Raw genomic sequence first — 12,312 nt, 5'->3', positions numbered from 1 at the left:
TTATCCTTGTTTCGAGCGCGCAATAGCCTCGCCCGCCGCAAACGGCAAGACGTCGACCTGCGGATAGAGCCTTTCCAGCGCCGAACCGATCATTTCGAGCCCCAGCCTGGCGCCCTCGCGCGACACCGGCAGGTGTCGTCCTGTCGTCCGCGATGCCTTGCGCTTGATCAGGAAACAGCTCGAGCCGCGCGGGGCGGCATCGTCGATCAGCGCCAGGTCCGCCGCGATCAGCCTGTTCAGATTGTCGTCGGCGGCCGGCGCTTCATAGCTTTTCGCCAGGATACGCGCCCAGTAGGTACAGGACAGGAAGATCGCCAGCGTCTGTCGGATTTGGCCGGGCCGCGTCACCACCGACCAGGAAGAGCCGAGCGGCCGCGCCGCCACGGTTACATCACGGTAGCAGGCATCGATCTTCTGCGACAGCGCCATCAGCTCGAAACCGCTCTTGCCCTCGCCGAGGGCGCCAAGCAGATCGCGCAGCACCTGGAACCAGCGGGCAAGCGCGGAATCGAGCGCGCCGCGCGTGCGCGTGGGAAAGACGATGAAGGCGACCGCCGTTCCGGCCGCCGCCCCGATCATCGTCTCGCCGATGCGCAGCTTCAGCAGGTCGAGCGTCAGCACGCCCGTCATGCCGTAAACCAGGCAGAGCACGATCGAGATGAAGAAGGTCATGGTCGCATAGGAAACCTGCAGAAAATAGAAAGCGAGGAAGATACAGACGGCGGCAACCGGAACGGCGATATCAGGCTCGCCTGAAATCAGCGTTGCCAGCACAAGGCCGGTAGCGATCCCGAACACGGTCCCGAGCGAGCGCGACAGCGCCCTCATCGCAGTGTCGCCGCGCGAATTGGTGTTGGTGAAGACGAGGAAGGAAGCCAGCACCGCCCAGAACCAGCGATCGCGCGACAAGAGCAGCCCGAAGCTCATGGCGATCGCCGACGCGATCGTGATCTGCAGCGCCGCGCGCAGCAGAGGATTGGCGAATGAAAAGTCGATCGGCTGGGATTGCGCCGTGTCCCTGACCGTATCGATGCCGGAAAAGCCGGAGGCCCGCCCCATGTCGATCGCCTGCGTCAGTTGCTGCCGCGCCTCGCCGAGCCAGAGCAGCGCCCGCACCGTCTCGCCCTGCCGCGCGTCCCTGGCGGCCTCCACCATCCCTTCATAGGAGGCGAGCGCGGCCTTGTCGGCTTCGATCACTGCGTGGACGAGCGCGAAAGGCGGCGGGCTCTGGAAGCTCAGCACGATCGCACTTTCGGCCGCGAGATGAGCGTCGAAGAGCCGGATCGCCAGTTCGGCGGCGGCGTCGGCGGCGGCGTCAAAGACGCCGGTCGGCGGGCGCGGGATAAAGGTCTCCGCCATCAGCACCACTTCCTTCAGCCGGTCTTCCAGCTGGCGCAGCTCCTGCCGGTCGGCTTCACCGATCTCGGCGCCGCCGGCGATGGCGGCGAGCTTGAAGAGGATCTGGTTGATCCGGCCCCTGACGCTTTCGAGCGAGCGCAGCAGGTCGCGCCGCCAATCGTCGGGCAGCAGCACTGCCCTCACCAGATGGCCGACAAGCACCGCGACGACGGGGCCGATCGCCACTTCAGGCAGTTCGGCGAGCTGCGGCCGGAAATAGGCGCCCATGAAATAAGAGGTGAAGGCGAACATGCCGATGGCAAAACCGCGCGGCCCGAACACCCGTCCGGCCGATGCGAGCGCGATCACCACCAGGAAGACGAGATCGGAGAGCAAGCGGTGATCTTCGAGCCCCGCTGCAATGCCGACGACAGCAAGGCTGGCGACACAACCGAAAAGCCGCGTCACCAGCTGGCGGGAACTGCCCTTGTCGCGCACTGCAACGCCGCCCTCGATCGACAGCACGATGCCGAGGCCGAAGGCCGCGGTCGGCAGTGGCAGGATTGCCATGTGGACGGCAAGAAGGACCAAAAAGGAGAAAGCGATCGTCAGCGTCACCCGCAGCGCCATGCGCAGGCGCGAAAGCGCCGGATCATTGGCAAGCAGCCAGTCGCGAGCCTGAAAGCCGGAAAACAAATGCAGGAACCCCTCGTGCCGCGGAAGGATCGACAGATAATGCCATGCCTGGCGAAAGCAAACCGCCAGAGATCGAGTCTCGACGCTCTCGAATGTCGCGCGCCTACTGGCCCTTGGCAATCAGCGCCATCGTCGCCTTCAGGGAATTATGGCCCTGCGTTTCGATATTCTCGGTGACGATATCGTCGATCACCGGCCGGCCTGCCTCCTCGACCACCTCGAAGCGAACGGTCGTATAGTCCTTGGCATCGGGCGCGTCCGAACAGGCGGATTTCCTGAAGCGCACCGTGACCTCGGTCGTCCCGTTGACCGGAGGCGCCGCCGCCATCGTCAGATCCTCCAGCGGACATGCATCCTGGCCGTTGACGATGACGTCGTAATCGAAGGGCGATATGCCGTCGTCGTCGACGGCGGGAAATTGCGCGGCCGCCTGGTATCTGGCGACGAAGTCCTTGCTGTAGAGACGATCGAGCCGGCTCGCATCGAAAATGTCGGTCCAGTCGCTGTTGTTGTCGGCCCAGTTTCTCTTGGTCGCGTCCATGATCTCCTGCACGGGAGCAGTGGCATCGGCCGCATGGGCAGCGTCCGAAAAGGCGATAAGGCTTGCGATAACAACGGCGATTGTCTTCATGGTCGAATGTTCCGGGGCGGGCAAATCAAGGCGGACACAGAGCATGATGCCGAAAAGTGTGAGCGGTTTTCGGACAACATCATGCTCTAACTCTTTAATTTAGAACAGGATTCAGATTTTAGGCCGATCCGGCCTAAAATCATCCTGTTCTAGCCAGATTTCAGCACTTAGCAATGGCGGCAAAAACGCATTGCGAAGGCCGTTGCAGCTTTGCGTTCCCGGTTCACAATGCTATAGCGCTCCTCATCACGTCACCCACCCGGGACGCTTGTCCCCCTTCAAGCTCGAACGAGGCAGATACATGAACAAGATCAAGGTCGCCAATCCCGTCGCCGATCTCGACGGCGATGAAATGACGCGCATCATCTGGCAGCTCATCAAGGATAAGCTGATCCATCCGTATCTCGACCTCGACATCGACTATTACGACCTCTCGGTCGAAAACCGCGACGCCACCAACGACCAGGTCACCGTCGACGCCGCCAATGCCATCAAGAAGTACGGCGTCGGCATCAAGTGCGCGACGATCACGCCGGATGAAGCCCGCGTGAAGGAATTCAACCTCAAGGAAATGTGGAAGAGCCCGAACGGCACGATCCGCAACATCCTCGGCGGCGTCATCTTCCGCGAGCCGATCATTTGCCGCAACGTGCCGCGCCTGGTTCCCGGCTGGACCCAGCCGATCGTCGTCGGCCGCCATGCCTTCGGCGACCAGTACCGCGCCACCGACTTCAAATTCCCCGGTAAGGGCAAGCTGACCATCAAGTTCGTCGGCGAAGACGGCACCGTGATCGAGAAGGAAGTCTTCAACGCACCGGGCGCCGGCGTTGCCATGGCCATGTACAACCTCGACGAATCGATCCGCGAATTCGCCCGCGCCTCGATGATGTACGGCCTGATGCGCAAGTGGCCGGTTTATCTGTCCACCAAGAACACCATCCTCAAGGCCTATGACGGCCGCTTCAAGGACATCTTCGAGGAAGTCTACGAGACCGAATTCAAGGATCAGTTCAAGGAAGCCGGCATCACCTACGAACACCGTCTGATCGACGACATGGTCGCCTCGGCGCTCAAGTGGTCGGGCGGCTACGTCTGGGCCTGCAAGAACTATGACGGCGACGTCCAGTCCGACACCGTCGCCCAGGGCTTCGGCTCGCTCGGCCTGATGACCTCGGTTCTGCTGACGCCTGATGGTAAGACGGTCGAAGCCGAAGCCGCCCACGGCACCGTCACCCGCCACTACCGCCAGCACCAGAAGGGTCAGGAAACCTCGACGAACTCGATCGCCTCGATCTTCGCCTGGACCCGCGGCCTCGCTCACCGCGCCAAGCTCGACGACAATGCCGAACTCGCCAAGTTCGCCTCGACGCTGGAAAAGGTCTGCGTCGACACCGTCGAATCCGGCTTCATGACCAAGGACCTGGCGCTGCTGATCGGCCCCGACCAGCCGTGGCTCTCGACCACCGCCTTCCTCGACAAGATCGACCAGAACTTGCAGAACGCGATGGCGTAAGCCAGCCCTTTCGGGATAGCATTGAAACGGCGGGGATTTCCCCGCCGTTTTCATTTTGGGAGAACCGCAAATGACGGCGACCGTGCGCCCGCTCGAACCCACTGACCGTACCGCTTGGGAGCCCCTATGGAAGGCGTATCAGCGCTTCTACGAGGTGGTCATCCCTGCCGAAACCACGGATCTCACCTGGAACCGCTTCCACGATTCTGACGAACCGATGCACGCGCTCGGCGCCTTTGAAGACGGCCGCCTCGTCGGCATCGTGCATGCGATTTTTCACCGCTCCTGCTGGCTGCCGCAACGGACCTGCTATCTGCAGGATCTCTATGTCGAAACCAGCCAGCGCGGCCTCGGCACCGGTGCCGCACTGATCGATGCGGTCGCCGATCTCGCGCGCGCAAACGGTGCGGGCAGGCTCTACTGGATGACGCACGAAACGAATGCCACGGCGCGGCGGCTGTACGACCGGATCGCCGAACGCTCAGGCTTCATCCAGTATCGCAAAGCTCTCTGACGATCGGACTTGCACAAAGACCTCGCCGCGCTATTGATTCCGGGCGACGGCAATGCCTGACAGAACGGCAACAGGAGGAGGATGTCATGGCCGAAGAACTGGTATTCTATACGAACCCAATGTCACGCGGGCGCATTGCGCGCTGGATGCTGGAGGAGATCGGTCAGCCCTATCGCACCGAACTCCTGACCTTCGGCGAAACCATGAAGGCGCCGGAATATCTTTCGCTCAACCCGATGGGCAAGGTGCCGGCGATCCGCCACGGCAACACCGTGGTCACCGAATGCGCGGCAATCTGCGCCTACCTCGCCGAGACCTTCCCGGAAAAGGGGCTGGCCCCCAAGCCGGAAGAGCGCGCCGCCTATTACCGCTGGATGTTCTTTGCCGCCGGTCCGCTGGAATCGGCGGTGACGATGAAGGCGCTCGGTTTCGAAATTCCGGCGGAGCGCCTGCGCATGGCAGGCTGCGGCAGTTTCGGCGACGTCATGAACACGCTTGAAATGGCCGTTTCCGGCTCGACTTACGTCACCGGCGAGCGCTTCACCGCCGCCGACGTCTATGTCGGCGCGCATATCGGCTGGGGCCTCGGCTTCGGCTCCATCGAGAAACGCCAGGCCTTCGTCGACTATTTCGGCCGCATCAGCGAGCGCGAAGCCTATAAGAGCGCGAATGCACTGGACGACGAGGCCGGCAAGACGATGCAGGCGGCCTGAGCGTTCAGGCACGATCGAGGACGCGGCAACTCCGCCGCGTCCTCGCATGAGGTCAGGCAAGCGGCATGTGGATTTCTGTCAGAAGCTCGGTTGGCGGCACGTCGCGTGGGTTGTTGAGATATTCCTCGAACATGACGCTGTCCTTCAACTGCCGTCCTGATTTGGGCAGCCATTCCGCATAAAGCCACTGATAGGCCTTGTGCATGTCGGCATAGGGACCCTTGTGACGCAGCACCGCATAGGTGCCGCCGTCGACCCTGCGCCGCTCGAACGGCGCTTCGGCCGGAACGTTGGCGGAGCCGGTCACACAGGCGATCGAGCGCAGCTGTTCGGCCGGCACGATATCGGGATCGTCGAGATAGACACCGATCATCCGCATGTCGGGCCTGGCGAGGCCGCGGGCGTAAAGCGTACCGAACAAAGTCTCGAAGGCTTTGCCGATCTGCATATAAGAGCCGGTATGAGCGACACCGATCAGCTCGGTCGGTGCGATCTCACGTATGGTAACGTCGAACATGGGTCGGGTCTTTCCGTTAGGTGAGGGTTTAAAGGCTGTGTGGCTTCCCTCTTTCCGATAGCGGGCCGGCGGCATGCCGTAGACCGACTTGAAAATGCGATTGAAGGATTGAAGATTGGGATAGCCTGATCGTTTCGCAATCTCGCTGACGGCAAGCTCCGTGCCGACGATCTCGCCCGCCGCGCGATGCAGCCTCAGCCGCTTGACGGTGGCCGCCAGCGTCTCGCCATAAATCGCCCGGTAGATCCTGTGCCAGTGATAGCTCGACAGGCAGGCGATCTCGGCCAGGCGCTCCATATCCAGCTCCTCGTCGAGGTGGTCGTGAATATAGGCAGAAACCCGTCTCAGACGGCTTTCATAAAGTGCCCATGCCGTTTCGCCATTCATGTCAAACCTCATGCAAATCGATCGGCTGCAGAGAACCATATCCCGATTTGACAAATCCTGCTGACTTGAACTGGCGACGAATCCCGCATAGACCGGAATTCCGGCTCGAACCCAAGAGGAAGACTGATGCCGGACTTTTCAACATTGATACTCTTTGCCGCCGCCGCGCTGATCCTGACTGTCACGCCCGGTCCCGACATGCTGCTGATTGCTTCGCGCAGCATTAGCCAGGGACGCGCTGCCGGATTTTTGACCTATGCGGGTATTGCGCTCGGCACTTACTGCCACGCCCTTGCTGCCGCTTTCGGGCTCTCGCAGCTCTTCCTGACTATACCTATCGCCTATGAGGCCGTGCGCTGGATCGGCTGCTGCTATCTGCTCTATCTCGCCTACAAGACGATTCGCTCGGAAGGTACCGCCTTCGCGCCCGCTTCCACGTTGAAGCGGCTTTCGGGTCGGCGCATCTTCTTTGCCGGCCTCGCCACCAACCTGCTCAATCCGAAGATGGCGCTCTTCGTCATGGCGCTCTTCCCACAATTCGTGAATACGGAGAGCGGCTCAATGGTCGCGCAAATGCTGGTGCTAGCCACCATCCTGAACGTCATCGGCTTCGTGGTGAATGGAACCGTCATCCTTCTCGGAAGCCAGATCCGTTCACGGCTTAGCTCCGCGTGCCGTTTCCCGAAACTGCCGCAATATATACTCGCAACGGTCTTTACCGGGCTTGCCTGCCGTCTGGCGCTGCAGACGAGAAACTGACCGCCGCAGCCGCGCTTTGAAAACAAACCGGCTGCGAAATCCAAAATCTCGCAGCCGGTTCCCATTTCAAACAGTTCTCGGACTGGACGATCAGCCTGCGAGTGCCGCCGCGACGGCCTCAAGCGCCTCATCAGCCTTGGCGCCATCAGGGCCGCCGGCCTGCGCCATGTCGGGACGGCCCCCGCCGCCCTTGCCGCCAAGGGCTGCCGACGCAATGCGGACGAGATCGACGGCGCTGTAGCGCTCGACAAGATCCGGCGTCACCGCGACGACGGCGCTCGCCTTGCCGTCATCGGACACGCCGATCAGCGTCACGATGCCGGAGCCGATGCTGGCCTTGCCGTCATCAGCAAGACCCTTGAGGTCCTTTGGATCGACGCCGGCCACGGCCTTGCCGAGGAATTTCACTCCGGCGACCTCGCGCACCGCATCGGCAGACCCGCCCTGCCCGCCGCCCATGGCGAGTTTGCGCTTGGCATCGGCCAGTTCCTTTTCGAGCTTGCGGCGCTCGTCCATCAGCGCCTCGACGCGCGACAGAACTTCCGAAGGCTGAACTTTCAGCGAGGCAGCGAGCGTCTTCACGCGCTCGTCCTGTTCGGCGAGATATTCGCGCGCGGATTCACCGGTCACCGCTTCGAGGCGGCGAACGCCGGCGCCGACGGCGCTTTCGCCGAGGATGCGCACGAGGCCGATCTGACCGGTCGCCGACACATGCGTGCCGCCACAAAGCTCGACCGAGTAAGGCTTGTTGCTCTTTGCGCCATGAAGGCCTGTGCCCATCGAGACGACCCGCACCTCATCGCCGTATTTCTCGCCGAACAGCGCCATCGCGCCTTCGGCGATCGCATCGTCGACGCTCATCAACCGCGTGGTGACCGGCGAATTCTGCAGCACGATTTCGTTTGCCATATCCTCGACGATCTTCAGCTCTTCGGCCGACATCGGCTTCGGATGCGAGACGTCGAAACGCAGGCGCTCGGGCGCGACCAGCGAGCCCTTCTGGGCGACATGGGTGCCGAGCACTTCGCGTAGCGCCTCATGCAGCAGGTGCGTCGCCGAGTGATTGGCGCGCAGGCGCGAACGGCGGGCATGATCGACCGTCAACGCGACAGCATCGCCATCCTTGACCACACCTTCGATGACCGTACCCAGATGCACGAACAGGCCTTCGCCCCTCTTCTGCGTGTCCGATATCTCGATCTTGCCGTGGTCGGACGAGATCACGCCGGTATCGCCCATCTGGCCGCCGGATTCGCCGTAGAATGGCGTCTGGCTGACGACGATCTGCACCTTGTCGCCGGCCTTGGCCTCGGTCGAAACCGCGCCGTCCTTGACAATCGCTTGCACGACGCCCTCAGCCGTTTCGGTGTCGTAGCCCAGGAATTCGGTCGCGCCATGCTTTTCCCTAAGCTCGAACCACACAGTTTCGGTCGCCTTTTCGCCGGAACCGGCCCAGTGCGAGCGGGCTTCGGCCTTCTGGCGCTGCATCGCATCGGTGAAGCCGGAGATGTCGACGCCGATCTCACGGGCACGCAGTGCATCCTGCGTCAGATCGAGGGGGAAACCGTAGGTGTCGTAAAGCTTGAAGGCGGTCTCACCGTCCAGCATATCGCCTTTGGAAAGATCCGTCGTCGCATCCGACAGAAGCGACAGGCCGCGTTCCAGCGTCTTGCGGAAGCGGTTTTCCTCAAGCTTCAGCGTCTCCGAGATCAGCGCCTCGGCGCGTACCAGTTCCGGATAGGCGCGGCCCATCTGCTGCACCAGCGTTGGCAGCAGCTTGTACATCAGCGGCTCCTTGGCGCCGAGCAGCTGCGCATGGCGCATGGCGCGGCGCATGATGCGGCGCAGCACATAACCGCGGCCCTCATTCGACGGCAGCACGCCGTCGGCGATCAGGAAGGCCGAGGAGCGCAGGTGGTCGGCGATGACCCGATGGCTGGCGCTACCTTCCGCCTTGACGCCCATCGTGTCTTCGATGGCGCCGATCAGTGTCCGGAAGAGATCGGTGTCGAACACGCTCTGAACGCCCTGGAGAATACAGGCCATGCGCTCCAGGCCCATGCCAGTATCGATCGACGGACGCGGCAGCGGGTTGCGAACGCCGGGCTCGGTCTGCTCGAACTGCATGAAGACGAGGTTCCAGAACTCCAGGAACCGGTCGCCATCTTCCTCGGCCGAGCCTGGAGGGCCGCCCCAGACGTTCTCGCCTTGGTCGATGAAGATTTCAGAGCATGGGCCGCAGGGGCCGGTATCGCCCATCTGCCAGAAATTGTCGGAGGTCGGGATGCGGATGATCTTGTCGTCGGAAAAACCGGCGATCTTCTTCCACAGCGCCGCGGCCTCCTCATCTTCGGAATAGACGGTTACCAGCAGGCGATGCTTCGGCAGGCCGAAACCTTCGGTCACGAGCTTCCAGGCAAGCTCGATCGCATTCTCCTTGAAATAGTCCCCAAATGAGAAGTTGCCGAGCATTTCGAAGAAGGTCAGGTGGCGCGCGGTATAGCCGACATTGTCGAGGTCGTTATGCTTGCCGCCGGCGCGCACGCATTTCTGCGACGTCGTGGCCGTCGTATAAGGACGCTTTTCCAGGCCGGTGAAAACGTTCTTGAACTGCACCATGCCGGCATTGGTGAACATCAGCGTCGGGTCGTTGCGCGGCACCAGCGGGCTCGACGAAACGATCTCGTGGCCGTTCTTCTTGAAATAGTCGAGAAAGGTCGACCGGATATCGTTCACGCCGCTCATTTTATGCCCTTCAATGCTGCCGGAGGCAGATAAATACAAATCCATCGGCTTTTAACGTTCGCCTCCGCCACTGTCCAGCCGACAAACAAAACCGGCCGCATTCTCATCAGGAATGCGGCCGGCGGAGATATCCGATAAGAGTCAGGCGCGAGACTTACATGTCCGCGGCGGCATCGCCGTCATCCGCATCCGGTCCGCCGTTCTGCAGGAAGCGGTCGGCGATGAGACCGGCATTCTGGCGCAGCGCCAGTTCGATCTCGCGGGCGAGATCCGGATTGTCGCGCAAGAAGGTCTTGGCGTTTTCGCGGCCCTGGCCGAGACGCTGGCTGTTATAGGAGAACCAGGCGCCCGACTTTTCCACGATCCCGGCTTTGACGCCGAGATCGACGAGTTCGCCGGTCTTCGATACGCCTTCGCCATACATGATGTCGAATTCGACCTGCTTGAAGGGAGGCGCCATCTTGTTCTTGACGACCTTGACGCGGGTCTGGTTGCCGACCACCTCTTCGCGCTCCTTGACCGAGCCGATGCGGCGGATGTCAAGGCGCACGGAGGCATAGAATTTCAGCGCATTGCCGCCCGTCGTCGTTTCCGGCGAACCGAACATGACGCCGATCTTCATGCGGATCTGATTGATGAAGATCACCATGGTATTCGACTTGGAGATCGAGGCAGTGAGCTTGCGCAGCGCCTGGCTCATCAGGCGTGCCTGCAGGCCGGGAAGGCTGTCGCCCATTTCGCCTTCGATTTCGGCGCGCGGCGTCAGTGCGGCGACCGAGTCGACGACCAGAACGTCGACGGCCCCGGAGCGCACCAGCGTATCGGTGATCTCAAGCGCCTGCTCGCCGGTATCGGGCTGCGAGATCAGAAGGTTTTGGAGATCGACGCCAAGCTTGCGGGCATAGACGGGATCGAGCGCATGTTCGGCGTCGACAAAGGCGCAGATGCCGCCCTTCTTTTGCGATTCCGCGATGGTCTGCAGCGCAAGCGTCGTCTTGCCCGAGCTTTCCGGCCCGTAGATTTCGATGATGCGGCCCTTCGGCAGGCCGCCGACGCCAAGCGCGATATCGAGCCCAAGCGAACCCGTCGAAATCGTCTCGATTTCGATGACGTTCTCGTTGGAACCGAGTTTCATGATCGAGCCCTTGCCGAACGACCGCTCTATCTGTGAGAGTGCCGCTTCAAGCGCCTTGCTTTTGTCCACCGATTTGTCCTCTACCAGCCGCAATGAATTCTGAGACATCTGATCCACCTTTAGGTTATTGAAGCCGCCCAAGCAATGTCGAGTTTGTACCCCATTTGTTCCACTCTCGCAATAGGCGATCAAATGATTGAAAGAAAAAGGTAAAACAGCCTGTGTTCTATATTTGTTTTATCGATGCAAAGCAACGGCTTAGGCCGGATGCGCCGGCGTTGCCGCGACAGGAGGCACCGTCTCGATTCGCTAGTCGGGCATCGGAAGGCGATTGAAATGAAGAAAAAGATTCTTGTTCTCGGCGGCGCCCATATCGACCGGCGCGGCCGCATTTCCGGGGAAACGGCACCGGGCGCCAGCAATCCCGGCACCTGGTTCGAGGAGCCGGGCGGCGGCGGCTTCAATGCGGCGCGCAACCTTGCAAGGCTCGGTTTTCAGGTGACGATGATTTCGCCGCGCGGCGGCGATCCCATCGGCGAGATGGTCGGCGAAGCCGCCGATTTCGCCGGCATCGACGACCGGCCCTTCGTTTTCCTCGACCGCAAGACACCGAGCTACACCGCGATCATAGAGAGGGACGGCAACCTGGTGATTGCCCTTGCCGACATGGATCTCTACCGCTTCTTCGTGCCGCGGCGTCTTTCCATTCGCTGGGTGCGCGAAGCCTTCGCCGCGCATGATCTCATCCTTTTCGATGCCAATCTGCCGGAAGAAACGATCGTTGCAATCGTCGCCAAGGCACGGTCGCTGGCCAAACCCGTCGCGGCGATCGCCATTTCGCCGGCCAAGGTCGTCAGGCTGAAATCCTGCATCGCGGATATCGACTACCTGTTCCTGAACGAAGCCGAAGCCGCAGCCCTTGTCGGTGAACGGCCGGAAGACGCCGACGGCTGGCCGCCGCTTCTGAACGAGATCGGCATCCGACGCGCCGTCGTCACCCGCGGCCAGCGCGAGCTGGTCGCGTTTTGCGACGGCCGCGCCGTGACGTTGCAGCCGCCGATCGCCGAGACCCTCGCCGATGTCACCGGCGCCGGCGATTCCCTTGCCGCCGGCACGCTCGCCGCCTTGATGCGAGGCCTGCCGCTCGAGGAAGCTATCCGCCACGGCACCGCGGCCGCAGCGCTGACTGTGCAGTCGCCGCATGCCGTCAACGAAAATCTGACGCCGGATCTGCTGAATAAGGCGCTTGCCCTTGTTCCCCAGATCAGAATTCTGCATTGAAGCGGCCAAATGAAATAGTCGAGCATGATGTCGTCGCAAAACCGCCGACACATTGGGCATCATGCTCCATCGACGACAGGACA

At 61.7% G+C, this 12,312-nt stretch carries 10 protein-coding genes; 5 read left to right on the top strand and 5 right to left on the bottom strand.

Translation table 11 applies throughout. The annotated features are described in order from the left end of the window. On the bottom strand, window positions 1-2,040 hold the full coding sequence (locus tag CO655_RS18755) for an FUSC family protein (protein WP_170964948.1): 2,040 nt from the start codon (window positions 2,038-2,040) through the stop codon (window positions 1-3). 97 nt (window positions 2,041-2,137) lie between these two features. Beyond that, on the bottom strand, window positions 2,138-2,665 hold the full coding sequence (locus CO655_RS18750; RefSeq protein ID WP_097605158.1) for a hypothetical protein: 528 nt from the start codon (window positions 2,663-2,665) through the stop codon (window positions 2,138-2,140). A 301-nt stretch (window positions 2,666-2,966) separates the two neighbouring features. Here CO655_RS18750 and CO655_RS18745 point away from each other — a divergent pair, with 301 nt between their 5' ends. The 3 genes from CO655_RS18745 (at window position 2,967) to CO655_RS18735 (ending at window position 5,405) form a co-directional block, all read left to right on the top strand. Beyond that, on the top strand, window positions 2,967-4,178 hold the full coding sequence (locus CO655_RS18745; protein WP_097605159.1) for an NADP-dependent isocitrate dehydrogenase: 1,212 nt from the start codon (window positions 2,967-2,969) through the stop codon (window positions 4,176-4,178). Window positions 4,179-4,248: 70 nt separating this feature from the next. Further along, on the top strand, window positions 4,249-4,692 hold the full coding sequence (locus CO655_RS18740) for a GNAT family N-acetyltransferase (RefSeq protein WP_097605160.1): 444 nt from the start codon (window positions 4,249-4,251) through the stop codon (window positions 4,690-4,692). Window positions 4,693-4,778: 86 nt separating this feature from the next. Next, window positions 4,779-5,405: a glutathione S-transferase family protein gene (locus tag CO655_RS18735; RefSeq protein ID WP_097665872.1), complete on the top strand. Its 627-nt coding sequence runs from the start codon at window positions 4,779-4,781 to the stop codon at window positions 5,403-5,405. A gap of 52 nt (window positions 5,406-5,457) precedes the next feature. On the opposite strand, the gene CO655_RS18730 is transcribed toward CO655_RS18735, so the two are convergent. Beyond that, window positions 5,458-6,309 (bottom strand): AraC family transcriptional regulator, encoded by an 852-nt coding sequence (locus CO655_RS18730; protein WP_010034414.1) that lies wholly within the window; start codon window positions 6,307-6,309, stop codon window positions 5,458-5,460. Between the two features lie 126 nt (window positions 6,310-6,435). Here CO655_RS18730 and CO655_RS18725 point away from each other — a divergent pair, with 126 nt between their 5' ends. Then, window positions 6,436-7,068 carry a LysE family translocator gene (locus CO655_RS18725; protein ID WP_097665870.1) on the top strand — a complete coding sequence of 211 codons (633 nt, stop codon included), beginning with the start codon at window positions 6,436-6,438 and terminating at the stop codon, window positions 7,066-7,068. 90 nt (window positions 7,069-7,158) lie between these two features. Here CO655_RS18725 and alaS read toward each other — a convergent pair whose 3' ends face one another. Both alaS and recA read right to left on the bottom strand, forming a co-directional pair. Further along, on the bottom strand, window positions 7,159-9,813 hold the full coding sequence (gene alaS / locus CO655_RS18720) for an alanine--tRNA ligase (protein WP_097665868.1): 2,655 nt from the start codon (window positions 9,811-9,813) through the stop codon (window positions 7,159-7,161). 154 nt (window positions 9,814-9,967) lie between these two features. After that, the gene (gene recA, locus CO655_RS18715; RefSeq protein ID WP_064685493.1) at window positions 9,968-11,056 is read right to left on the bottom strand and encodes a recombinase RecA; all 1,089 of its coding nucleotides are present in this window, start codon (window positions 11,054-11,056) and stop codon (window positions 9,968-9,970) included. Window positions 11,057-11,284: 228 nt separating this feature from the next. Between recA and CO655_RS18710 the strand changes: the two genes are divergently transcribed. Next, entirely contained in the window at window positions 11,285-12,229 is a 945-nt protein-coding gene (locus CO655_RS18710) for a carbohydrate kinase family protein (protein ID WP_097665866.1), read from the top strand. Window positions 12,230-12,312: the final 83 nt, after the last annotated feature.

Origin of the sequence: Rhizobium sp. M1 (assembly GCF_002531805.1) — a bacterium.
Taxonomy (GTDB): domain Bacteria; phylum Pseudomonadota; class Alphaproteobacteria; order Rhizobiales; family Rhizobiaceae; genus Rhizobium; species Rhizobium etli_C.
The sequence above is the reverse complement of the archived record's forward strand: the minus strand, read 5'-3'. Positions and strand labels throughout refer to the sequence as shown.